19 protein-coding genes, 1 tRNA gene and 3 rRNA genes are annotated in these 23,121 nt (G+C 56.4%); 9 read left to right on the forward strand and 14 right to left on the reverse strand.

Features of this window, described 5'->3' with window-relative positions; all coding sequences use genetic code 11:
- Positions 1-379 precede the first annotated feature (379 nt).
- From CVE23_RS01325 to rrf, 4 genes are all read left to right on the forward strand, one after another.
- Positions 380-1,921, forward strand: a 16S ribosomal RNA gene (locus CVE23_RS01325).
- Between the two features lie 86 nt (positions 1,922-2,007).
- Positions 2,008-2,083, forward strand: a tRNA-Glu gene (locus tag CVE23_RS01330).
- 193 nt (positions 2,084-2,276) lie between these two features.
- A 23S ribosomal RNA gene (locus tag CVE23_RS01335) occupies positions 2,277-5,183 on the forward strand.
- A 120-nt stretch (positions 5,184-5,303) separates the two neighbouring features.
- A 5S ribosomal RNA gene (gene rrf / locus CVE23_RS01340) occupies positions 5,304-5,419 on the forward strand.
- Together the 16S, 23S and 5S rRNA genes with 1 tRNA gene alongside form the textbook arrangement of a ribosomal RNA operon.
- A gap of 179 nt (positions 5,420-5,598) precedes the next feature.
- Here the strand turns inward: rrf and CVE23_RS01345 are convergent.
- From CVE23_RS01345 to CVE23_RS01380, 8 genes are all read right to left on the reverse strand, one after another.
- The gene (locus CVE23_RS01345) at positions 5,599-5,820 is read right to left on the reverse strand and encodes a P-loop NTPase family protein (protein ID WP_225622630.1); all 222 of its coding nucleotides are present in this window, start codon (positions 5,818-5,820) and stop codon (positions 5,599-5,601) included.
- A 65-nt stretch (positions 5,821-5,885) separates the two neighbouring features.
- A complete protein-coding gene (locus tag CVE23_RS01350) occupies positions 5,886-6,647 on the reverse strand; it encodes an amino acid ABC transporter ATP-binding protein (protein ID WP_038663273.1) in 762 nt (253 codons plus the stop codon).
- Between the two features lie 8 nt (positions 6,648-6,655).
- Positions 6,656-7,750, reverse strand: a complete 1,095-nt coding sequence (locus CVE23_RS01355) for an amino acid ABC transporter permease (protein ID WP_038917525.1) — start codon at positions 7,748-7,750, stop codon at positions 6,656-6,658.
- A gap of 9 nt (positions 7,751-7,759) precedes the next feature.
- Complete coding sequence (locus CVE23_RS01360) at positions 7,760-8,938, reverse strand: amino acid ABC transporter permease (protein ID WP_038663268.1); 1,179 nt, start codon at positions 8,936-8,938, stop codon at positions 7,760-7,762.
- Between the two features lie 72 nt (positions 8,939-9,010).
- Positions 9,011-10,036, reverse strand: coding sequence for an amino acid ABC transporter substrate-binding protein (locus tag CVE23_RS01365; RefSeq protein WP_038669033.1), 1,026 nt, complete (start codon positions 10,034-10,036; stop codon positions 9,011-9,013).
- 297 nt (positions 10,037-10,333) lie between these two features.
- Entirely contained in the window at positions 10,334-11,029 is a 696-nt protein-coding gene (locus CVE23_RS01370; protein ID WP_100848714.1) for a CTP synthase C-terminal region-related (seleno)protein, read from the reverse strand.
- Between the two features lie 114 nt (positions 11,030-11,143).
- On the reverse strand, positions 11,144-11,809 hold the full coding sequence (locus CVE23_RS01375; protein WP_038917530.1) for an amino acid ABC transporter permease: 666 nt from the start codon (positions 11,807-11,809) through the stop codon (positions 11,144-11,146).
- 25 nt (positions 11,810-11,834) lie between these two features.
- The gene (locus CVE23_RS01380; protein WP_038917532.1) at positions 11,835-12,605 is read right to left on the reverse strand and encodes an amino acid ABC transporter substrate-binding protein; all 771 of its coding nucleotides are present in this window, start codon (positions 12,603-12,605) and stop codon (positions 11,835-11,837) included.
- 245 nt (positions 12,606-12,850) lie between these two features.
- Between CVE23_RS01380 and CVE23_RS01385 the strand changes: the two genes are divergently transcribed.
- Positions 12,851-13,993 carry an endonuclease/exonuclease/phosphatase family protein gene (locus tag CVE23_RS01385; RefSeq protein ID WP_100848715.1) on the forward strand — a complete coding sequence of 381 codons (1,143 nt, stop codon included), beginning with the start codon at positions 12,851-12,853 and terminating at the stop codon, positions 13,991-13,993.
- Between the two features lie 246 nt (positions 13,994-14,239).
- The gene (locus tag CVE23_RS01390; RefSeq protein WP_100848716.1) at positions 14,240-15,085 is read left to right on the forward strand and encodes an SDR family oxidoreductase; all 846 of its coding nucleotides are present in this window, start codon (positions 14,240-14,242) and stop codon (positions 15,083-15,085) included.
- A 53-nt stretch (positions 15,086-15,138) separates the two neighbouring features.
- Here CVE23_RS01390 and CVE23_RS01395 read toward each other — a convergent pair whose 3' ends face one another.
- Positions 15,139-16,032, reverse strand: coding sequence for a LysR family transcriptional regulator (locus tag CVE23_RS01395; RefSeq protein WP_100848717.1), 894 nt, complete (start codon positions 16,030-16,032; stop codon positions 15,139-15,141).
- A gap of 351 nt (positions 16,033-16,383) precedes the next feature.
- On the opposite strand from CVE23_RS01395, the gene CVE23_RS01400 reads away from it, so the two are divergent.
- Genes CVE23_RS01400 through CVE23_RS01410 form a run of 3 tightly spaced genes read left to right on the forward strand, consistent with a single transcriptional unit; the run spans position 16,384 to position 18,631 of the window.
- A complete protein-coding gene (locus CVE23_RS01400) occupies positions 16,384-16,779 on the forward strand; it encodes a (R)-mandelonitrile lyase (protein ID WP_038917535.1) in 396 nt (131 codons plus the stop codon).
- 28 nt (positions 16,780-16,807) lie between these two features.
- Positions 16,808-17,548 (forward strand): SDR family oxidoreductase, encoded by a 741-nt coding sequence (locus tag CVE23_RS01405; protein ID WP_100850384.1) that lies wholly within the window; start codon positions 16,808-16,810, stop codon positions 17,546-17,548.
- A gap of 30 nt (positions 17,549-17,578) precedes the next feature.
- Positions 17,579-18,631 (forward strand): NAD(P)-dependent alcohol dehydrogenase, encoded by a 1,053-nt coding sequence (locus tag CVE23_RS01410; RefSeq protein ID WP_049854038.1) that lies wholly within the window; start codon positions 17,579-17,581, stop codon positions 18,629-18,631.
- Positions 18,632-18,775: 144 nt separating this feature from the next.
- On the opposite strand, the gene fis is transcribed toward CVE23_RS01410, so the two are convergent.
- The 5 genes from fis to CVE23_RS01435 all read right to left on the reverse strand — a co-directional run bounded on the left by fis (position 18,776) and on the right by CVE23_RS01435 (position 22,979).
- Positions 18,776-19,072 (reverse strand): DNA-binding transcriptional regulator Fis, encoded by a 297-nt coding sequence (gene fis, locus CVE23_RS01415; protein ID WP_012883002.1) that lies wholly within the window; start codon positions 19,070-19,072, stop codon positions 18,776-18,778.
- A 23-nt stretch (positions 19,073-19,095) separates the two neighbouring features.
- A complete protein-coding gene (gene dusB, locus CVE23_RS01420; protein WP_100848718.1) occupies positions 19,096-20,061 on the reverse strand; it encodes a tRNA dihydrouridine synthase DusB in 966 nt (321 codons plus the stop codon).
- A gap of 332 nt (positions 20,062-20,393) precedes the next feature.
- Positions 20,394-21,281, reverse strand: a complete 888-nt coding sequence (gene prmA, locus CVE23_RS01425; RefSeq protein ID WP_038917538.1) for a 50S ribosomal protein L11 methyltransferase — start codon at positions 21,279-21,281, stop codon at positions 20,394-20,396.
- Positions 21,282-21,295: 14 nt separating this feature from the next.
- A complete protein-coding gene (gene panF / locus CVE23_RS01430; RefSeq protein ID WP_049854037.1) occupies positions 21,296-22,747 on the reverse strand; it encodes a sodium/pantothenate symporter in 1,452 nt (483 codons plus the stop codon).
- The gene (locus CVE23_RS01435) at positions 22,737-22,979 is read right to left on the reverse strand and encodes a YhdT family protein (protein WP_033570481.1); all 243 of its coding nucleotides are present in this window, start codon (positions 22,977-22,979) and stop codon (positions 22,737-22,739) included. Before CVE23_RS01435 ends, panF begins: the two co-directional genes overlap by 11 nt.
- Positions 22,980-23,121 lie beyond the last annotated feature (142 nt).

The following is a 23,121-nucleotide window of genomic DNA, read 5'->3' on the forward strand; positions in this document are numbered from 1 at the left end:
ATAAGCGGCACTTTTGCTGTGGAATGCAGCGAACGCGCGATTTAATCAAAAATACCGGTTGCGGCCTGCGAGGAACTCCCTATAATGCGCATCCACTGACACGGCAACGGCGATGAGTCAACGCGGTGTGAGGCGGAGAAAGCGAGAAAAAAGTCGTTGACTCTGAATGAGGAAAGCGTAGTATACGCCACCTCGCGACAGCAGGCTGTAAGCCGGTCGCACTGCTCTTTAACAATCAATCAGACAATCTGTGTGGGCACTCGCAGGACGCTTCACTAAAAAATTATGTGAAAAGTCTTGAAGAGTGACAACAGTTAATTCATACGAACTAACAGTAAATTCTTTGAGCACGTTTTCTTCGGAAAACACATCAAACTTTAAATTGAAGAGTTTGATCATGGCTCAGATTGAACGCTGGCGGCAGGCCTAACACATGCAAGTCGAGCGGCAGCGGGGGGAAGCTTGCTTCCCCGCCGGCGAGCGGCGGACGGGTGAGTAATGTCTGGGGATCTGCCTGATGGAGGGGGATAACTACTGGAAACGGTAGCTAATACCGCATAACGTCGCAAGACCAAAGTGGGGGACCTTCGGGCCTCACGCCATCGGATGAACCCAGATGGGATTAGCTAGTAGGTGGGGTAACGGCTCACCTAGGCGACGATCCCTAGCTGGTCTGAGAGGATGACCAGCCACACTGGAACTGAGACACGGTCCAGACTCCTACGGGAGGCAGCAGTGGGGAATATTGCACAATGGGGGAAACCCTGATGCAGCCATGCCGCGTGTGTGAAGAAGGCCTTCGGGTTGTAAAGCACTTTCAGCGGGGAGGAAGGCGGTAAGGTTAATAACCTTACCGATTGACGTTACCCGCAGAAGAAGCACCGGCTAACTCCGTGCCAGCAGCCGCGGTAATACGGAGGGTGCAAGCGTTAATCGGAATGACTGGGCGTAAAGCGCACGCAGGCGGTCTGTTAAGTTGGATGTGAAATCCCCGGGCTTAACCTGGGAACTGCATTCAAAACTGACAGGCTAGAGTCTCGTAGAGGGGGGTAGAATTCCAGGTGTAGCGGTGAAATGCGTAGAGATCTGGAGGAATACCGGTGGCGAAGGCGGCCCCCTGGACGAAGACTGACGCTCAGGTGCGAAAGCGTGGGGAGCAAACAGGATTAGATACCCTGGTAGTCCACGCTGTAAACGATGTCGATTTGGAGGTTGTGCCCTTGAGGCGTGGCTTCCGGAGCTAACGCGTTAAATCGACCGCCTGGGGAGTACGGCCGCAAGGTTAAAACTCAAATGAATTGACGGGGGCCCGCACAAGCGGTGGAGCATGTGGTTTAATTCGATGCAACGCGAAGAACCTTACCTACTCTTGACATCCAGCGAAGACTGCAGAGATGCGGTCGTGCCTTCGGGAACGCTGAGACAGGTGCTGCATGGCTGTCGTCAGCTCGTGTTGTGAAATGTTGGGTTAAGTCCCGCAACGAGCGCAACCCTTATCCTCTGTTGCCAGCACTACGGGTGGGAACTCAGGGGAGACTGCCGGTGATAAACCGGAGGAAGGTGGGGATGACGTCAAGTCATCATGGCCCTTACGAGTAGGGCTACACACGTGCTACAATGGCGTATACAAAGAGAAGCGACCTCGCGAGAGCAAGCGGACCTCATAAAGTACGTCGTAGTCCGGATTGGAGTCTGCAACTCGACTCCATGAAGTCGGAATCGCTAGTAATCGTAGATCAGAATGCTACGGTGAATACGTTCCCGGGCCTTGTACACACCGCCCGTCACACCATGGGAGTGGGTTGCAAAAGAAGTAGGTAGCTTAACCTTCGGGAGGGCGCTTACCACTTTGTGATTCATGACTGGGGTGAAGTCGTAACAAGGTAACCGTAGGGGAACCTGCGGTTGGATCACCTCCTTACCGAGTTGAAGCGCCTGCGTGGTGTCCACACAGATTGTCTGATGATAAGAAAGAGTCAAAAGCGTCTTGCGAAGCTGACAAGTGATGTCCCCTTCGTCTAGAGGCCCAGGACACCGCCCTTTCACGGCGGTAACAGGGGTTCGAATCCCCTAGGGGACGCCAATATGACTGACAGTGGGTGAAAGGCACGGTCGACGTTAACCTAAAACTGATTAGCGATAGTCAGGTTTATGTTATCTGCTCTTTAACAATCCGGAACAAGCTGAAAATTTGAAACGACGGCATATGAGTGTGAATTCGTATGTTGTTCGAGTCTCTCAAAATACTTGCATCCCGAGACACTTTCGGGTTGTGAGGTTAAGCGACTAAGCGTACACGGTGGATGCCTAGGCAGTCAGAGGCGATGAAGGGCGTGCTAATCTGCGAAAAGCGTCGGCAAGGTGATATGAACCGTTATACCCGACGATACCCGAATGGGGAAACCCAGTGTGATTCGTCACACTATCATTAACTGAATCCATAGGTTAATGAGGCGAACCGGGGGAACTGAAACATCTCAGTACCCCGAGGAAAAGAAATCAACCGAGATTCCCCCAGTAGCGGCGAGCGAACGGGGAGGAGCCCAGAACCTGAATCGGCTTGTGTGTCAGTGGAAGCGTCTGGAAAGTCGCACGATACAGGGTGAAAGTCCCGTACACGAAGATGCACAGGCCGTGAGTTCGATGAGTAGGGCGGGACACGTGGTATCCTGTCTGAACATGGGGGGACCATCCTCCAAGGCTAAATACTCCTGACTGACCGATAGTGAACCAGTACCGTGAGGGAAAGGCGAAAAGAACCCCGGCGAGGGGAGTGAAATAGAACCTGAAACCGTGTACGTACAAGCAGTGGGAGCACCTTTTGGGTGTGACTGCGTACCTTTTGTATAATGGGTCAGCGACTTATATTCTGTAGCAAGGTTAACCGCATAGGGGAGCCGCAGGGAAACCGAGTCTTAACTGGGCGTTAAGTTGCAGGGTATAGACCCGAAACCCGGTGATCTAGCCATGGGCAGGTTGAAGGTTGGGTAACACTAACTGGAGGACCGAACCGACTAATGTTGAAAAATTAGCGGATGACTTGTGGCTGGGGGTGAAAGGCCAATCAAACCGGGAGATAGCTGGTTCTCCCCGAAAGCTATTTAGGTAGCGCCTCGTGAATTCATCTCCGGGGGTAGAGCACTGTTTCGGCTAGGGGGCCATCCCGGCTTACCAACCCGATGCAAACTGCGAATACCGGAGAATGTTATCACGGGAGACACACGGCGGGTGCTAACGTCCGTCGTGAAGAGGGAAACAACCCAGACCGCCAGCTAAGGTCCCAAAGTCATGGTTAAGTGGGAAACGATGTGGGAAGGCCCAGACAGCCAGGATGTTGGCTTAGAAGCAGCCATCATTTAAAGAAAGCGTAATAGCTCACTGGTCGAGTCGGCCTGCGCGGAAGATGTAACGGGGCTAAAACCATGCACCGAAGCTGCGGCAGCGACGCTTAGGCGTTGTTGGGTAGGGGAGCGTTCTGTAAGCCGTTGAAGGTGGACTGTGAGGTCTGCTGGAGGTATCAGAAGTGCGAATGCTGACATAAGTAACGATAATGCGGGTGAAAAACCCGCACGCCGGAAGACCAAGGGTTCCTGTCCAACGTTAATCGGGGCAGGGTGAGTCGACCCCTAAGGCGAGGCTGAAAAGCGTAGTCGATGGGAAACAGGTTAATATTCCTGTACTTGGTGTTACTGCGAGGGGGGGACGGAGAAGGCTATGTCATCCGGGCGACGGTTGTCCCGGTTTAAGCGTGCAGGTGGGTGGACCAGGTAAATCCGGTCTGCTGTCAACACTGAGGCGTGATGACGAGGTACTACGGTACTGAAGTGACAGATGCCCTGCTTCCAGGAAAAGCCTCTAAGCATCAGGTAACATTGAATCGTACCCCAAACCGACACAGGTGGTCAGGTAGAGAATACTCAGGCGCTTGAGAGAACTCGGGTGAAGGAACTAGGCAAAATGGTGCCGTAACTTCGGGAGAAGGCACGCTGGGCATGGTGAAGTCCCTTGCGGACGGAGCTGAGCCCAGTCGCAGATACCAGCTGGCTGCAACTGTTTAATAAAAACACAGCACTGTGCAAACACGAAAGTGGACGTATACGGTGTGACGCCTGCCCGGTGCCGGAAGGTTAATTGATGGGGTTATCCGTAAGGAGAAGCTCTTGATCGAAGCCCCGGTAAACGGCGGCCGTAACTATAACGGTCCTAAGGTAGCGAAATTCCTTGTCGGGTAAGTTCCGACCTGCACGAATGGCGTAATGATGGCCAGGCTGTCTCCACCCGAGACTCAGTGAAATTGAACTCGCTGTGAAGATGCAGTGTACCCGCGGCAAGACGGAAAGACCCCGTGAACCTTTACTATAGCTTGACACTGAACCTTGAGCCTTGATGTGTAGGATAGGTGGGAGGCTTTGAAGTGTGGACGCCAGTCTGCATGGAGCCAACCTTGAAATACCACCCTTTAATGTTTGATGTTCTAACGTGGACCCGTGAACCGGGTTGCGGACAGTGTCTGGTGGGTAGTTTGACTGGGGCGGTCTCCTCCCAAAGAGTAACGGAGGAGCACGAAGGTTAGCTAATCCTGGTCGGACATCAGGAGGTTAGTGCAAAGGCATAAGCTAGCTTGACTGCGAGAGTGACGGCTCGAGCAGGTGCGAAAGCAGGTCTTAGTGATCCGGTGGTTCTGAATGGAAGGGCCATCGCTCAACGGATAAAAGGTACTCCGGGGATAACAGGCTGATACCGCCCAAGAGTTCATATCGACGGCGGTGTTTGGCACCTCGATGTCGGCTCATCACATCCTGGGGCTGAAGTAGGTCCCAAGGGTATGGCTGTTCGCCATTTAAAGTGGTACGCGAGCTGGGTTTAGAACGTCGTGAGACAGTTCGGTCCCTATCTGCCGTGGGCGCTGGAAGATTGAGGGGGGTTGCTCCTAGTACGAGAGGACCGGAGTGAACGCACCACTGGTGTTCGGGTTGTGATGCCAATTGCATTGCCCGGTAGCTAAGTGCGGAAGAGATAACCGCTGAAAGCATCTAAGCGGGAAACTTGCCCCGAGATGAGTCTTCCCTGGGCCCTTGAGGCCCCTGAAGGGACGTTCGAGACGAGGACGTTGATAGGCTGGGTGTGTAAGCGTAGCGATACGTTGAGCTAACCAGTACTAATGACCCGAGAGGCTTAACCTTACAACACCGAAGGTGTTTTGGTGAGAGAGACGAGAAAGAATTTGGCTTGTTCGACGGATGGATTCTGATGGTTGTGCGGCGCATGAGTGTGGGCATAACGGTTGGAATGAAAAGAATTTGCCTGGCGGCGAGAGCGCGGTGGTCCCACCTGACCCCATGCCGAACTCAGAAGTGAAACGCCGTAGCGCCGATGGTAGTGTGGGGTCTCCCCATGCGAGAGTAGGGAACTGCCAGGCATCACATAAGAAACCCCCGGTTATGCCGGGGGTTTTTTGCTTTGGGGGTGCGGTGGCAGAACCGAGTGCCAGGGCGGAGATGGCCGGCGGCCCGGTCTCCCGGCGTTACGCGATGCTTCCTCGGTGTACCCTGTCCCTTTTTGTGCCTGCCGGCAGATAAAACATCCCTCAATACGCGCTCAGTCTCCGGTTGTCCCGGTTCGCCTTCGCAGCCAGTCACGGATAAACGCGGCGATCTGTACCGGCTGGTTGAGATCCAGACAGGGCAGGGCAAGCGTTAAGGCGGAGTCGCTGGCCACGGCCAGCCTGTCGGCATCGATCAGCGTGGCGATATCACGCCCAGACTCGTGACGGTAAAGCAGGATTTTATCGATCGGTTCGCTTCTGCCTGTTGATTCCAATGTGTGGTATTCAGGGCATGAAAAAGCCCGCTACGGTGAGCGGGCCTGAGAGATGTTGGGTGTGATTAATGCAGTATCTGAGCCAGGAACGTTTGTGTACGTTCTGAGCGCGGGCTGCTGAAGAAGATATCCGGCGGCGCCTGTTCGACGATCTCACCCTGATCCATAAAGATCACCCGGTTGGCTACAGTACGGGCGAAGCCCATTTCATGGGTCACGCACAACATGGTCATGCCGTCTTCCGCCAGACCCAGCATGGTATCCAGTACTTCTTTCACCATCTCCGGATCCAGCGCCGATGTCGGTTCGTCAAACAGCATGATTTTCGGCTTCATGCACAGTGAGCGGGCAATCGCGACACGCTGTTGCTGGCCGCCGGAAAGCTGCCCGGGGTATTTATGGGCATGCGCGGCGATGCGCACTCGTTCCAGATAGTGCATCGCCAGCTCTTCCGCTTCTTTTTTCGGCATATTGCGAACCCAGCTCGGCGCCAGCGTACAGTTTTGCAGAACCGTCAGATGCGGGAACAGGTTGAAATGCTGGAACACCATGCCCACTTCTGTTCTGATTTTCTCAATGTTGCGGCTATCGTGGTTAAGTTCGATGCCGTCTACCACGATACGTCCCTGCTGATGTTCTTCCAGATGGTTGATACAGCGGATGGTCGTTGATTTACCGGAGCCTGACGGTCCGCACAGAACAATACGTTCCCCTTGTTTGACCTGCAGGTTGATATTTTTCAGTACGTGGAACTGCCCATACCACTTATTCACGTTTTCCAGCGTGATCATGTAGTCGGAAGATGGTGTTAACGTGTCCTGGTTCATGGGTAACCTCAATGAGACTTGCGTCCGGTATCAAAACGTTTTTCTAAGTGCTGGCTATAACGCGACATGCTGAAACAGAAGATCCAATAGAGGATGGCGGCAAATACGTAGCCTTCCGTGGACATTCCCAGCCAGGCCGGATCAACGGTCGCTTGCTGAATGCTGCTGAACAGGTCGAACAGGCCGATGATGATCACCAGGCTGGTGTCTTTGAACAGCGCGATGATGGTGTTGACCAGACCGGGTATCACCATCTTCAGCGCCTGAGGCAGAATCACCAACCCCTGCATACGCCAGTAGCCGAGCGCCAGAGATTGGGCCGCTTCATATTGCCCTTTGGGCAGCGCCTGCAGACCGCCGCGGACCACTTCCGCCACATAGGCGGACTGAAACAGAATCACCCCGACCAGCGCGCGCAGCAGTTTGTCGATGTTGGTGCCTTCCGTCAGAAACAGCGGCAGCATGACGGAGGACATGAACAGTACGGTAATCAGCGGTACGCCGCGCCAGAACTCGATAAAGATGACGCAGAGCGCCCGCAGTACCGGCATGTTGGAGCGACGTCCCAATGCCAGCAGGATTCCCAGCGGCAAGGCGCCGGCAATGCCGATAGCCGCGATGATGATGGTCAACGTCAGGCCGCCCCACTGGCGGGTTTCCACCCGAGTCAGGCCGCCAAAACCACCGAACAGCAACCACCAGGCGATTAGCGGATAGACCACGCACCAGATGGCGATGTAACGACCGCGGCGCGGCAGGTTGCGCCAGAACATCGGCAGGATGCTGATCAGCGCCAGTACCAGTGCGAAATTGATGCGCCAGAGCTCTTCCCGTGGGTAAAGCCCGTACATGAACTGCTCGAAACGGGCATGGATAAACACCCAACAGGCGCCGTCACTGGTGCAATCCGCGCGGGTGGATCCGATCCAGTTGGCCTTGAGAATGGCCCAGTTCAGCAGCGGCGGGATCAGAGTCCAGAGCAGCCACAGACAGGCCAGCGTCAACACACTGTTGGTGATGCTGGAGAACAGGTTCCGTCGCGCCCAGACGATGGCGCGGTTAATGGGCGTCGGGTTGGATGGTGTGTGTGTAATCATGGTCATCCTATTCCTTTAACGCTCAATTAAGGCGATTTTCCGGTTATAGATGTTCATCAGTAACGAGATCAGCAGGCTGATAATCAGGTAGACCGACATGGTGATGGCGATGGTTTCGATGGCCTGGCCGGTCTGGTTCAGCACGGTGCCGGCGAACAGCGACACCATGTCCGGATAACCGATGGCGGCAGCCAACGACGAGTTTTTCACCACGTTCAGATATTGGCTGGTCAATGGCGGAATAATCACGCGCAGCGCCTGCGGCAGAATAACCTTACGCAGGGTGACCGGTTTGGGAAGGCCCAGCGACAACGCCGCTTCGTGTTGCCCATAAGAGACGGACTGGATCCCGGAGCGGATGATCTCGGCGATAAAGGAGGATGTATACACCGACAATGCCAGCGCCAGCGCCGCCAGTTCAGGAATCAGCACCAGCCCGCCGCTGAAGTTGAATCCTTTCAGTACCGGGAAATCCCAATGCAGCGCCCGGCCGAAAATCAGATGCGATAAGCCCAGCAACACTACGAGCATCGCCAGCGGAATCGGCCAGGACCTGCGTTGCTGACCGGTAAGGGCATGGTAGCGCTTATTGCGGCGGAAAATCATGGCGGCGACGACCAGCGTAATGATCAGCGCCAGTATCGAAGGAAGCGCCCCCGGGCCAAATTCGGCGGCCGGAATATACAATCCGCGGTTGCTCAGGAAAAAGGTATCGAGCGCGTTGACCGCCTGACGCGGGCCCGGCAGGTTGCGCAGTACCGCGAAATACCAGAAGAAAATCTGCAGCAGCGGCGGAATATTGCGGAATGTCTCGATATAGATAGTGGACAGTTTACGCAACAGCCAGTTGTCGGACAGACGAGCCAGGCCGACGATAAACCCCAGCAGCGAGGCGCAGACAATACAAATAGCCGAGACCAGCAGCGTATTCAGCAGACCGACGACAAAGACGCGGGCATAAGTATCGCCTTGTTCATAGTCAATCAGGTGCTGAACAATACCAAAGCCGGCGCTATTGTTCAGAAAGGCAAAACCTGACGTAATCCCGCGCTGCGCCAGATTGGTTACCGTGTTGTGCAGCAGATAACCGACGGTAACCACGACGATGACGACCGCCAGGATTTGATACAACCAGGCGCGCACCGCTGGATTAGTCAGTGATAAATCACCTTTCACGGTTGGGCGTTGCAGCATGTTGGAGCCTCAGTGACAGATAAAGCAAGGGCACGGCTGGTTCGCAGCACGTGCCCGGTTTTACATCAGGAATCAGCGAACGGCAGGGGCGTACTGGATGCCGCCTTTGTTCCACAGTTCGTTCAGGCCACGTTTGATTTTCAGCTCACTGCCCTGACCCACGTTGCGCTCAAACACTTCGCCGTAGTTGCCCACTTGTTTGACGATTTTGTAGGCCCAGTCGGCCGGCAGTTTCAGGTCTTTGCCGTAGTTGCCTTCTTTGCCCAGCAGGTGCGACATGTCCGGGGTGGTCGGTTTGGCGGCCATCTGGTCGACGTTCTGAGAGGTAATGCCCATCTCTTCGGCATTCAGCATGGCGAACAGCGTCCAGCGGACAATCGCGTACCAGTCTTCGTCACCGCGGCGTACTACCGGTCCCAGCGGTTCTTTGGAGATCACTTCCGGCAGTACTACGAAGTCGGCCGGTTTGCCCAGTTTGATGCGCAGGGCGTACAGCTGAGACTGGTCGGAAGCCAGCGTATCGCAGCGGCCGGAATCCAGCGCTTTGGCGCTTTCGTCAGAGCGGTCGAAGGTCACCGGGGTGTATTTCATGTTGTGGGTTTTGAAGTAGTCGGCCACGTTCAGCTCGGTGTCGGTGCCGGCCTGGATACAAACGGTTGCGCCGTCCAGCTCTTTAGCGCTTTTCAGTCCGGCTTTGTTATGGGTCAGGAAGCCGATACCGTCGTAGTAGGTTACGCCGGTGAACAGCAGGCCCATGCCGCCGTCACGGGAGGAAGTCCAGGTGGTATTGCGGGACAGCAAATCCACTTCGCCGGACTGCAGGGCGGTGAAGCGCTCTTTGGCGGTCAGCGGGGTGAATTTGACTTTATTGGCATCGCCAAAAATGGCCGCAGCGACACCGCGGCAGACGTCAACGTCGATACCGGAGTATTTGCCGTTGGCATCGGCATACGAGAAACCAGGAAGTCCATCACTGATACCGCACTGCACGAACCCTTTCTTTTGAATCGCATCCAGAGTTGCGCCTGCGTGTGCCTGGTTGATGAAGGCAAACAGTGAAGCGCTGGCGACCAGCGTGGACATAATCACTTTCTTCATAATCATCGTATGTGCCTAATGTAATAGTAATGTGCTGTTGTGTTTTGGCGCAGTCATGGCTGCACCTGCTCTGTCTGTCGGCGTTGTGCCCCGGATTCGGGAGCCGTCGTTATCAGAAAGCAAAAACAATGCCAGCTTGTAATCATCGTGCTACGGGCAAGAAACTAAATCGTATCAGTGGTACGCCGTGATAAATCAGAGGTATGGGGGGATAAAGGAAAGGCATAGGATGCACCAAAATGGAGGAAGCAGGCTGTGCTCGATCCATTTTGGTGCAACTTACGTAAAAACCGGGAATTAATACGTTGAGGCTGCCTCAAGGAGGGCAACTGCCAGCGGCGGCGCTATCTGTTTTAGTGCAGCGCGTTCCGGCTGAAACAGGGTGCCGACAAAGAACGGGTGATCGGTGAGTTCGACCGCGCGAATATCGCCGTTGTCATCCACGCCAGACACCCGGACGCCGGCGGCGGTGAACGCATCCCGAAACGCTTCGTTGATGCCGTAGCGGCAGCGATAGCCTTCGGTGATCGCGTCGCGGCCGTAAGCGCGGCCGATGCGTGAGTCGGGCGACAGACGAATATCGCCCTGTTTTTCCACCATCTCGCATTGTAATGGAGCAATCACCGCCCGGCCTTCCTGAGTGACTTCCGCATTGTTGGCGTCATGCCAGCCCAACACATGACGGGCGTATTCCAGCAGGGCGTACTGGCAGCCTCCGCAGGTGCCCAGAAAAGGGAGCTGTGTTTCGCGGGCAAACCGAATGGCCTGCAGGATATTGTCGTCGTGGCGGTACGGGCTGGCGGGTACGCACCAGACGGCGTCGAAGGCGTCGAGCTGAGCCGCGGGCGACAACTGTTCGCTGTCTATCCATTGGTACTGAAGGTTGAGATTAAGCTGGCGGGCGGCGAGGTCGAGAGCGGGCGGGATGGCCTGATGGGCGGTGACGGCAGGGTTGTAGTCACCTATCAGCGCGATTCTGACAGTCTGTTTCATGACATTCTCCGGCTGGTAAAACAGAAGGCTACGGTAAATCGGAGGTAATGTCGAGGTGGTCAGTCTGATTGTGAGAGAGGGGAAAGGCAGGCCAGACGGCCTGCCTGCCGGTTATCAATGCACGATGTGGCGCTGGTAGTATTTTTCCAGCCAGGTCTGCAGTTTGCTCAGCACGGTGCTGAACAGCAGGTAGATTAATGCGGCTTCGACATAGAGAATCAGCGGCTCGTAGGTCACCGACACGATACGCTGCGCCGCCAGAAACATTTCCGGCACCGTGATTACGGCGGCCAGCGACGTGTCCTTGACCAGCGAAATAAAGGTATTCGCCAGCGGCGGCAGCGATACGAATACCGACTGCGGCACGATCACCCAGCGGATGGCCTGTGCGCCGCTCATGCCGAGCGAATAGGCGGCGTTCCACTGCCCCCGCGGTACGGACAGAATGGCGCCGCGCACGATTTCCGAGCTGTAAGCGCCGACGTTAAGGCTGAAGCCGATCAGGGCCGCCGGGAATGCATCCAGCGTGATGCCGGCGTTGGGCAAGCCATAAAAAATCAGGAACAGCTGGACCAGCAGCGGCGTACCGCGAATCACCCACACATAAAAGTCGCAAATTCGCTTGAGCGATTTCGGGCCGTACAGGCGCAGCAAGGCGACCAGCACACCGATCATCAAACCGAGGATAAAGGAAAGAATCGCGAGAGGAACGGTAAATGTCAGCCCAGCGGAAAGCAGACTCCAGAAGGAGTCTGCCATGAGTTGTAGCCATGATGGCATCTAAAATAACTCCGATATCAATGCATTATTTGGAAACGTCTTGTCCAAAGTATCGCACAGAAATCGTCTTATAGGTGCCGTCCGCTTTGATTTGATCCAGCGCGTTGTTCAGCGCATCCACCAGTTGCGGCTGGTTTTTACGTACCAGAATGGCGGACGGGTCGCCGCTTTCAGCGGTGGCAACCACTTTCACATTGGCGTCCGGCTTGTGTTTTTTGAAGTCCAGGAACGACAGGTTATCGTTCAGGGTGGCTTCGGCGCGACCGCTCAGCACCAGTTCCAGCGACTGGTTGAAGCCGTCGGTCGGCACGATTTCCGCACCGTAGCTGGTCGCCAGCTTGGAGTAGTTGCTGGTCAGGCTCTGGGCGGATTTGTGGCCTTTCAGATCGTTGAACGATTTGATGCTGGTGTTATCGCCACGTACGATCAGCACCGATTTGGCGTCGATATACGGCTTGGAGAAATCGTATTTCGCCTGACGCTCTTTGGTTACGCCCACCTGGTTAATAACGGCGTCGTAGCGTTTGGCGTCCACGCCGGCAATCAGCCCGTCCCAGCGGCCTTCGACGAACTCCGCTTTTACGCCCAGTTTTTCCGCCACGGCACGGCCGACATCCACATCGAAACCTACCAGTTTGCCGGAGGCATCATGGTAGGTGTAAGGCGCGTACGTGCCTTCGGTACCGAATTTAATCACACCCGCGGCCTTGATGGCGCTGAGATCGTCCTGAGCCTGTGCCAGCGCGCTGGTAACCAGTAAAGCGCCGGTAAGTAATGCTAAGCGAGATTTTTTCATCATAGTTCCTGCCAGGTATGGCTATTGCCGTTGTAAGTCAGAAATGCTGCGAATTTACGTGATGTCATGATGTTTGCCAAGTACATAAAGACATGGCTTATATCTGCTATGAATATAGTGAGCGCCGGTGTTTTTTACCACTGAGGGCCGCGGGTTAGCATCGCGGGAAGGCGTGATATACGGTGGTAACAATCGGTTGCCAGACTTGTACTTTCCCGCCGTAGTCTGTTGCCTGAGGAGGAGTTATGAAGCTCAGACTTGCCAGCTATAACGTTGAAAACCTGTTTCACCGCACCGCTATTCTCAACCTGCCCGACCCGCAGCAAAGCAGTGAGTTACTGGAGAAAGTACGCCAGTTGCAAACGCTGCTGGATGCCGATAAGTATGACGATGCCCTGAAAGACCGAATCTTTACCCTGACCAGCAATCTCCAACCCTACATTGACCTTCGCGTCGACGGCGGCTCGCTCGGCAGTTGGAAAAGCGAGGCGGGCAAGACCGGATTCCGGATTAACAAGAGTTGCCAGGGGCGAGGCGACTGGCTGGGCGAGCTGATTTTTCGCGCCGAAGCGTTCGGCGATCAACAGCGAAAAAATACCGGGCTGGTCATCAAGGCGCTGAATGCCGATATCCTGTGTGCGGCGGAAGTGGAAAACATGGCGGTGTTGCGTGATTTCAACCGGCAAATTCTGGCGGATCAGGCGTTCGCTCAGTATGTCTTGATCGACAGCCCGAACGATCCGCGCGGCATCGATGTCGCCTGCCTGACGCGTCATCGTATTATCCAGTTGCGTACCCATATTTTTGACGCCGGCGAGTCGTTTATCCCGCTGTTCAGCCGCGATTGTCTGGAGGTGACGATAGATGTCGGCCTGTCGAGGCCGGTGCATGTGCTGTGTAATCACTTCAAAAGCCAGAACGGCCGTAACGATGACGAACGCGAACGCGCGGCCAAACGGCGGCGCGCGCAGGCGGAGCGGGTTGCCGACATTGTCCGGGGGTACAATCTGCAGCAGGAGTATGTGGTGGTGATGGGCGACCTGAACGAGGATGTCGCCAATCCCTGGCATAGCCTGGCGCCGCTGTTTTCCGTGCCGGATTTGCACCCGGCGATCGATCCTTCCCTGCCGGAAACGGCGCGTTATACCTATTACTTTTCTGGCGGTAAGGCCGGGGAACGGCTGAACCAACTGGACTATATTTTCATTTCCACGCCGTTGCATCAGGCGAAGGTCACCTGCGGCATTGAACGGCGCGGTATCTATAACATTGACAAGATCACCGCCAAAGAAGGCGCGGAACCGGTGAAGCCGTTCCCGACCGTCACCTCCTGGGATACCGCGGCGTCGGATCATGCTGCCGTGTGGGTCGAGCTGGATATCTCCTGAATTCGTCCGGCATGGGGTGGCGACAGTGAGGAGATTGCACCGTTGTGAACGGGGCGGGTTATCCGCCTCGTTTTCGGATCATCCGCCTCGTCTTAATGTGCCTCTCGGCGCAGGAAGAAAGGCGCGGCAGCGGAGTCTGCCTGTGAACTCATGATTCCTATTCATAAGTACAAGCATTTTCTATCTATAGTCTTCACCCCGGCGGCTGCTTAAATTATCGACCATCAAGACAATGATGGAGAAGAGATGATGTCACAGCGAATCTGGCTGATTACCGGGGTCAGCACCGGCTTTGGTCGTGAACTGACGCAGCAACTGTTGGCAAAGGGCGACCGCGTGGTGGGCACGGTAAGACATCCGGCCAGCGCGCAGCCCCTTATAGATCAATGGCCGCAGACGTTCCGCCCGGAAATACTGGATGTCACGGATACCGCAGCGATAACCGGTGTGGTCGAGCGGACATTCAAACAGTTCGGCCGTATCGACGTGGCGATCAGCAACGCCGGTTATGGGCTGTTTGGCGCGGCGGAGGAACTTTCCGATCGTCAGATCGAGCAGATGATCGCCACCAATCTGCTGGGGTCCATTCAATTTATCCGCAGCGTGATTCCCATCATGCGCCAGCAGGGCGGAGGGCGCATTATCCAGATCTCGTCCTATGGCGGGCAGGTGGCCTTCCCCGGCAATTCTCTCTATCACGCCACCAAATGGGGGATTGAAGGCTTTGTCGAGTCGGTCGCGCAGGAAGTCGCGCCCTTTGGCATTGGCATGACGCTGGTTGAACCCGGCGGCGCCCGCACCGAATTCCGCTACGGCAGCGCGCAGGTCGCCACATTGACGCCGGTTTATGACGCGACGCCCGCCCATGCTTTTTTGCGTATGCTTGATCCTGCGAATGGGCTGGCGCCGGGCGATCCGGTCAGAATGGCGGCGCGCATTATCGAAAGCGTTGATCAACAACCGGCGCCGTTGCGCATGGTGCTGGGTTCTCAGGCGTTGCAAGGCACGATCGACGTACTGCGCAAACGGCTGCAGGATTTTGAACAGCAGGTCGATTTGGCCGTGTCCACCGACTTCCCGCCGGGAGCGTAATGCATTATCGATTGCCTTTTACCGCAGGGCGCGTGCGCCACGCGCATCCGTAATCAGCCGCGATAGCGCAGCGCGTCGATAAACAGTGAAAAGGCGGCTGTGTGCTGCTTACGGCTGGGATAGTACAGGTAATAGCCGGGAAACGGTTCGCACCATGACTCCAGTACCTGAATAAGACGCCCTTCTGCGACCGCTTGCCGAATGGTGTCTTCCGGAACGTAAGCCAGCCCCAAACCGGACAGCGCGGCGTCGATACGGTGCTGCAGGTTGTTGAATGTCAGCTGGCCGTCGACCCGGACGCGGATTTCGCGCCCGTCTCTGGAAAACTCCCAGGCGAACAATCCCCCTAATGTTGGAAGACGCATGTTGATGCAACTGTGTTGCTGTAGCGACTGTGGGGTTTCGGGCACGGTGTGACGGGCGAAATACGCCGGCGAACCGACTACCGCCATGCGCATATCCGGGCCGATGCGAACAGCCACCATGTCTTTGGCGACCTGCTCGCCCAGCCGGACTCCGGCGTCAAAACGCTCGTTAACGATGTCCGTCAGCGCGTTGTCGACGGTAATTTCCAGATGGATATCCGGGTACTGGCTGAGGAACGGTTTCAATACCGGCCAGAGGACAAAATTCACCGCATGTTCGCCGGCCGTCAAACGGATATTGCCCGCCGGTTTGTCGCGCATTTCTCCCAGATCTTCCAGCGCGTATTCGAGTTCACTGAGCGATGGCGAAATATTCCCGAGCAGGCGCTCGCCGGCTTCGGTCAATGACACGCTGCGCGTGGTACGCGTCAGCAGGCGGATGCCTAACCGTTCTTCCAGGCTGCGCATGGCATGGCTTAGCGCCGACTGGGATATGCCCAGCTTCGCTGCGGCGCGGGTGAAGCTCTTTTCCTGCGCGACCATGCGAAACGAAATGAGATCGCTGAAGTTTTCTTTAATCAATTGATTTGCCTCCTGTGGCGCAGCGCGCGTGTCGTCGCCTGACACTATACTGAATAAATATATGAATTTAACTCATAGCTCCATGCGGATTTCCCTGTCTAGTCGCCGGTTATCAGGCGCGATACGTTTTCATCAGCGATTGAGCTTGGGCGGACGTGGCGTTTAAGGCGAAAGCGGCGTTTCAGACGAGAACGGCGTGGTTGACGACGGCAACGCCTTGTCGGGCGCGACGTCGATATTGGCTGGCGCCAACCATACTGATAGCGACGTATGGCGCACAGCCTTGATGCCATGCCCCCCGTCGCCCTGTTGATGTTAACGCCGGCAATCTGGCCGGGAGTAGAGGAAAAAATGAAGATTATTCGTAATGGCTCACAGCCTTCCCGGCAAGGCCCGGAAGCATGGTTTACCGGTCAGGTGCGCATTGACGCGCCGTTTCAGGCGACTGAACCCGCCCGCGTGGGCGGTGCGACCGTGACGTTTGAGCCCGGCGCACGCACCGCCTGGCACTCCCATCCGCTGGGGCAAACGTTGATTGTCACTCACGGGCAGGGCTGGGTTCAGGAATGGGGACAGGCGGTTCAGGCAATCAATCCGGGAGATATCGTATGGATCCCCGAAGGGGTCAAGCACTGGCACGGCGCGGCGGCGGAAACGGCGATGACGCACATTGCGATTGCCGAGTCGCTTGACGGCAGCGTGGTGGAATGGATGGAGCACGTCAGTGATGAGCAATACCCGAAATAACCTGGGGGATCACGAGAAGGCAGATATTTTGACTGAGAACCAAGGTAATAAGGTGGTGGTGATTGCCGGAGCCAGCAGCGGGCTTGGCGAAGCGCTGGCTCGCCATCTGGCCGCGCAGGGCGCCCGGTTGGTATTGGGCGCACGCCGGTTAGATCGGTTACAGGCGCTTGCCCGCTCGCTGGGGCTGCCGGAGGCTGCGGTAGTCGGCACCGATGTGACCCGTCCGGAGCAGGTTCAGGCGCTGGTCGACCGTGCCGTTGCACTGTACGGCCGCATCGACGTGATGGTCAACAACGCCGGGTTAATGCCGCATTCCCTGCTGGAACGGCGCCGGATTGAGGACTGGGACGCCATGATCGATGTCAATCTGAAAGGCGTGCTGTACGGCATCGCCGCCGCGCTTCCTTATATGAAGCAGCAACAGAGCGGGCACATCATTAATACTTCTTCGGTGGCCGGACACAAAGTCCGCCCCGGCAGCGCGGTTTATGCGGCCACCAAGACCGCGGTCCGGGTGATTTCGGAAGGGCTGCGTCAGGAGGTCAAACCCTACAATATTCGCACCACCGTTATCTCGCCCGGCGCGGTGGAAAGCGAACTGGTGCAAAGTATTACCGATCCTGACATGGCAGCGGGCGTCAAGTCGTTCTATGACGACTATGCTATTTCTGCAGAGTCGTTCGCCCGGGTCGTGGCCTTCGCCATCCGCCAGCCTGAAGACGTGGATATTAACGAAATTCTGTTCCGTCCGACCCGGCAGGAATTGTAATCACGCTTTGAATAAGGCAAGGAGTCAACTATGACCATGAAAGTACTGGGTTATGCTGCGCAGTCGTCAACCGCGCCGTTAGCGCCGTTTCACTTCACCCGCCGTACGCCGCGCCCTGATGATGTGGTGGTGGAGGTGCTCTATTGCGGCGTTTGCCACTCCGATCTGCATCAGGCGCGCAATGACTGGGGCTTTAGCCACTACCCGCTGGTTCCCGGCCATGAAATCATCGGGCGTGTGACCGCCGTTGGCGCCGGCGTCACCAAATTCAAACCTGACGATCTGGTGGGCATCGGCTGCATGGTGGATTCGTGTCGTGAATGCCAGCCCTGTAAGCAGGGCCTGGAACAATACTGCGATGAAGGAAACGTGCAGACCTATAACGGGGTCGACCGTCATGATCACCAGCCGACCTATGGCGGCTATTCTCAGCAAATCGTCGCCTCGCAGGATTTTGTGCTGCGGATTCCCGCATCGATGGACCTGAAATCGGCGGCGCCGCTGCTGTGCGCCGGGATTACCACCTGGTCGCCGCTGCGTCACTGGAACGTAGGTAAAGGCAGCAAAGTGGCGGTGGTTGGATTGGGCGGTCTGGGTCATATGGCGATCAAACTGGCTCACGCTCTCGGCGCGGAAGTGACGCTATTCACTCGTTCTCCCGGCAAAGAGGCCGACGCCCGGCGTTTAGGCGCCGATCGTGTTGTGCTTTCTACTTCGGCATCGCAGATGGAAACCGTCAAAGGGCAGTTTGAGCTGATTATCGATACCGTACCCTACGAACATGATATCAACCCTTACATGCCGACGTTGACGGTAGACGGCACCCTGGTGTTTGTGGGCCTGCTGGGCGATATCAACCCGATGCTCAGTACCGTTTCGATGATTCTGGGGCGGCGCTCGGTGGCGGGTTCCTGCATTGGCGGGATTGCCGAGACGCAGGAAATGCTCGACTTCTGCGGCGAGCATGGCATCACGTCCGACGTGGAAATGATCGATATTCAGAACATCAACGCGGCCTATGAACGTATGTTGAAAAGCGACGTGAAATACCGGTTTGTCATCGATATGGCATCGCTGGCATAAGCTTCCGGCACGCTGGTTCAGGACAGTCTGATTAAGCGGAAAACGCGAAGGTGAGATGGTGAAACTGTGACACGGTAATAAGTAAAAAGGCGCGATTCCTATCCGGTATCGCGCCTTTTGTATTCAGTGGATGACTGATGGTTATCAGTTCATGCCGTATTTTTTCAGTTTCTTACGCAGCGTGCCGCGGTTGATACCCATCATCAGAGCAGCGCGGGTCTGGTTGCCGCGGGTGTACTGCATCACCATGTCCAACAGCGGCTGTTCTACTTCAGCCAGTACCAGCTCATACAGGTCATTCACGTCCTGACCATTCAGTTGAGCGAAATAGTTCTTCAGTGCCTGTTTAACCGAGTCGCGCAGGGGTTTTTGGGTTACCTGAGCCTGAGAGTTTACAGTGGAAACGGTCAGTACGTCAGAATTCACGCGTTGTTCGAACATAGTTCTGTCAGCTCTTTTTCTGTTTACGCAAGATTTTCAAAATATGCCTTCAACGCCTCCAGCTGTTCGCTGGCGTCCTCTATGGCGTTGAATGTGCGCCTAAACTGGTCGTTTGGGGCGTGCTCCTGGAGATACCAGGACACGTGCTTACGCGCTATACGAAATCCCTTGCCTGGACCATAAAAGTCGTGCAATTCCCGTATATGCCCGATCAACAAGCGCTTGACCTCTGCCAGTGGCAGCGGGGGCAGCAGCTCCCCTGTGTCCAGATAATGCTGGATTTCCCGAAAGATCCAGGGTCTTCCCTGAGCGGCTCGTCCTATCATCAGGGCGTCTGCCCCGGTGTAATCAAGAACCGCTCTGGCTTTGCGCGGGTCAGTAATGTCGCCATTCGCAATGATGGGAATGGAGACGCTCTGCTTAACTGTCCGAATACTGTCGTATTCCGCTTCGCCATTGAACAGACACGCGCGCGTGCGTCCATGAACGGTTAGCGCCTGAATACCACAGTCTTCAGCCAATTTGGCAATCTCTGCACAGTTACGGTGCTCTGGCGCCCAGCCGGTGCGGATTTTCAGTGTTACCGGTACGTCTACCGCTTTCACTACCGCAGTCAGGATCTGTTTGACCAGTTCCGGATACTGCAACAACGCCGATCCGGCCATCTTGCGGTTGACCTTCTTGGCCGGGCATCCCATGTTGATGTCGATTACCTGCGCGCCGTTCTCCGCATTGATTCTGGCGGCCGTCGCCATCTCGTCCGGATCGCCGCCGGCGATCTGCACCGCCCGGATACCGGGCTCATCGCTGTGTACCATGCGCAGTCGCGACTTGTCCGAAAGCCACACTTCCGGATTGGAAGAAAGCATTTCGGAGACCGTCATTCCAGCGCCCATCGCGTGACAGAGTGCCCGGAACGGGCGATCGCTTACGCCCGCCATCGGGGCGGCAATCAAACGATTGGGAAGCTGAAATTGTCCAATGCGCATAGACAAAGAGTGACCATACTGTGCCTGCAAGGGCGCGTATATTACGCATTTTTTACGCGATAGGAAAGGCCAAACTTTGAGCAATTGAGCGGAACAGATCAAGGAAATGCCGCATTGCTTCCACGCTGTTTTTATTTTTCCTTTATTTACAGAATGTTATTTTCATGTCGCTGATTTTGTAAACAGGCTGGGGAAATAAAACATCTGCCTGAATATGCTGTTTCACCGCATAGAAACAGTGATTGATGGCAGCGGCAGTACATTTGTCCAGCGAAATGTCCACAGGAGACGCCTGCCGGAACCGCGATGTTCCGGCAGGCAATCGCAACAGGTCAGACCGGTTTACGAACGCCGGTAATGCGGCACCACTCTTCTTTTTCCGCCACTGGGTCGAGCTGGAATCGGTCTTCATAGGCTTCCGCCACGCTTTGCGCTTGCGAAGCCAGAATTCCGGACAGGCCGAGGTGGCCGCCGCTCTTGGGCAGTACGCCGATCAGCGGCGCCAGTTCACGCAGCGGGCCGGCCAGAATGTTGGCGACCACCACGTCGGCGGACAGGTCTTTTGGCTGATCCTTCGGCAGATACAGCTCCAGACGCTCGGACACGCCGTTACGCTGTGCGTTGTCGCGGCTGGCCTGAATCGCCTGCGGATCGATATCGATACCGATGGCGTGGGCGGCGCCGAGTTTCAGCGCGGCAATCGCCAGAATGCCGGAACCGCAGCCGAAATCGATGATGGTCTTGCCGTCCAGATCCAACCCGTCGAGCCATTGCAGACATAGCGAGGTGGTGGGATGGGTGCCGGTGCCAAACGCCAGGCCGGGGTCCAGCATCACGTTGACCGCGTTCGGGTCCGGCACGTCGCGCCAGCTCGGGCAAATCCACAGCCGCTTGCCGAACTGCATCGGGTGGAAGTTTTCCATCCATTCCCGCTCCCAGTCCTTGTCTTCCAACTGTTCGATTTTGTGCCGAAAACCGGCGCCAAGCAGCGGTTCCTGCTCCAGCATGGCGACGACCTCGGCCATGTCGGTTTCGGCGTCGTACAGACCGATGACGTCGGTATCGCCCCATAAACGGGTTTCACCCGGCAGCGGTTCGAACACCGGCGTGTCATGGGTGTCCTGAAACGTGACCGAGACGGCGCCGCTTTCAGACAGCGCGTCGCCCAGTTGTTCCGCGTGTGCGCCGGACGTATTGATTTTCAGTTGAATCCACGGCATAGCAGCCTCTGACCTCAAAGTGATGAAGATGCGGCAACCGCAGGCGCGGGCTGGCGCCCAAAGCGGTTACCCAGAATAAACGCCACCAGGCTTAACAGCAGCGATGGCACGATCGGATGAAAACCGGCCAGCTGGATGTTGAAGCTGGCGAGCAGGGTGTAGCTGGCTGCGCCGCTGAACATTGAACACAGCGCGCCGGAGGCGTTGGCGCGTTCCCAGTACAGGCCCAGCACCAGCGGCCACAGGAACACCGCTTCCAGTCCGCCGAACGCCAGCAGGTTCAGCCAGATGATCATTTCCGGCGGCCGCCATGACGCCAGCAATACCAGCAGGCCGAGCAGCAAGGTGGTGAAACTGGACAGATGGCGGATATAACGCTCGTTGCTGATCTTCTGAGGATAGACGCTCAGGTAAAGATCTTTCACGATCGTCGCGGAAGCCTGCAGCAAATGGGCGTTAATGTTCGACATGATGGCGGCGGTCGGCGCAGCCAGAAAGATCCCGGCGGCCAGCGGCGGCAGCACGGTCAGCATTAGCTCCGGCAGCACCTGATCGGGAATCGTCAGGTTGGGCAGGATAGCGCGTCCCAGCGCGCCGGCCAGATGCATACCCAGCATCAGTACGCTGATGACGAGGGTGCCGATCAGGATGCCGCGGTGCAGCGCCTTGCTGTCGCGGTAGGAAATGCAGCGCACGGCGGTGTTGGGCAGGCCGATGACGCCGAAACACACCAGCACCCAGAACGACGCCATGAACGGCGCGGACAGGATCTGGTTGCTGCCGTGCGGATCGACCAGCGCCGGGTTGATCTGCGCCAGTTTGCCGACGGCGGCCGGCAAACCGCCCGCTGCGTAGATCACGCCTGCCAGCAACAGCAGGGTGCCGATCAGCATCACAATCCCCTGCAACGCGTCGTTCAGCACGCTGGCGCGAAAGCCGCCGAACGCGGTGTAGAGCGCGATGGTAATGCCGAAAATCAGCAGCCCGATGTTATAAGGCACGTGCGCTACCGTCTCCAGCAGCCGGGCGCCGCCGATAAACTGTACCGCCATCGCGCCGATAAACGCCACCAGCAGGCTCAGGCTGGCGAACCAGACCAGCAAACGGCTGCCGTAGCGGGCGTATAGCATGTCATTGAGGGTGATGGCGTTGTAACGGCGCGCCAGAATCGCGAACTTCTTGCCGAGGATGCTTAGCGACAACAGCATGGTCGGCACCTGAATCATCGACAGCAGTACCCAGCCCAGCCCGTATTTGTAAGCCGCGCCAGGGCCGCCGATGAACGAACTGGCGCTGACATAGGTACCGATCAGCGTCATCGCCAGTACGAAGCCGCCCATCGAGCGGTTGCCGATAAAGTATTCGGTGAGAAAGTTGCCCTGCTGGCGACGCCGCCAGGCATATATCGACAGGCCGAACACCAGCAGCAGATAAGCAATCAGCGGCAGGATGACATCACTTTGCATCGTGATCCTCCAGTGAAACATCGCGGAACACCACGCGCACCATCAGCCAACACAGGCCGATAAACAGCAACGGCAACGCCAGACAGGCCAGTTCGAACCAGTGCGGCAGGCCAGTCAGGCCGGGACGGTTGTCGGGCAGATAGGCAAAGAGCACCCAGGCTACTAGATAAGCCAGCGTCAGTATCAGTGACCAGCGGGCTTCGCGGTGGGCCTGGAGAAAGCGTTTATCCATGATTTCCCCTTAATCCGGCAGGAATCAGTGTATAGGTGACACAAAACAGGGGATTTTACGGCATGCCAGCCAATTGCCCAGCGAAAAATCGATGCATCGAGCCAGAAAGAGGCGGGCGGCGCGGAAATAAAAGCGGGCCGGC

Origin of the sequence: Dickeya fangzhongdai (genome assembly GCF_002812485.1) — a bacterium.
Classification (GTDB): Bacteria; Pseudomonadota; Gammaproteobacteria; order Enterobacterales; family Enterobacteriaceae; genus Dickeya; species Dickeya fangzhongdai.

Excerpts from the sequence above, each read along its gene's own strand:
- CVE23_RS01385 (WP_100848715.1), top strand. The coding sequence starts at position 12,851 with ATGAAGCTCAGACTTGCCAGCTATAACGTTGAAAACCTGTTTCACCGC.
- CVE23_RS01365 (WP_038669033.1), bottom strand. The coding sequence starts at position 10,036 with ATGAAGAAAGTGATTATGTCCACGCTGGTCGCCAGCGCTTCACTGTTT.
- CVE23_RS01370 (WP_100848714.1), bottom strand. The coding sequence starts at position 11,029 with ATGAAACAGACTGTCAGAATCGCGCTGATAGGTGACTACAACCCTGCC.
- CVE23_RS01375 (WP_038917530.1), bottom strand. The coding sequence starts at position 11,809 with ATGCCATCATGGCTACAACTCATGGCAGACTCCTTCTGGAGTCTGCTT.
- CVE23_RS01360 (WP_038663268.1), bottom strand. The coding sequence starts at position 8,938 with ATGCTGCAACGCCCAACCGTGAAAGGTGATTTATCACTGACTAATCCA.
- CVE23_RS01350 (WP_038663273.1), bottom strand. The coding sequence starts at position 6,647 with ATGAACCAGGACACGTTAACACCATCTTCCGACTACATGATCACGCTG.
- prmA (WP_038917538.1), bottom strand. The coding sequence starts at position 21,281 with ATGCCGTGGATTCAACTGAAAATCAATACGTCCGGCGCACACGCGGAA.
- fis (WP_012883002.1), bottom strand. The coding sequence starts at position 19,072 with ATGTTCGAACAACGCGTGAATTCTGACGTACTGACCGTTTCCACTGTA.
- CVE23_RS01400 (WP_038917535.1), top strand. The coding sequence starts at position 16,384 with ATGAAGATTATTCGTAATGGCTCACAGCCTTCCCGGCAAGGCCCGGAA.
- CVE23_RS01410 (WP_049854038.1), top strand. The coding sequence starts at position 17,579 with ATGACCATGAAAGTACTGGGTTATGCTGCGCAGTCGTCAACCGCGCCG.
- panF (WP_049854037.1), bottom strand. The coding sequence starts at position 22,747 with ATGCAAAGTGATGTCATCCTGCCGCTGATTGCTTATCTGCTGCTGGTG.
- CVE23_RS01390 (WP_100848716.1), top strand. The coding sequence starts at position 14,240 with ATGATGTCACAGCGAATCTGGCTGATTACCGGGGTCAGCACCGGCTTT.
- CVE23_RS01380 (WP_038917532.1), bottom strand. The coding sequence starts at position 12,605 with ATGAAAAAATCTCGCTTAGCATTACTTACCGGCGCTTTACTGGTTACC.
- dusB (WP_100848718.1), bottom strand. The coding sequence starts at position 20,061 with ATGCGCATTGGACAATTTCAGCTTCCCAATCGTTTGATTGCCGCCCCG.
- CVE23_RS01435 (WP_033570481.1), bottom strand. The coding sequence starts at position 22,979 with ATGGATAAACGCTTTCTCCAGGCCCACCGCGAAGCCCGCTGGTCACTG.
- CVE23_RS01355 (WP_038917525.1), bottom strand. The coding sequence starts at position 7,750 with ATGACCATGATTACACACACACCATCCAACCCGACGCCCATTAACCGC.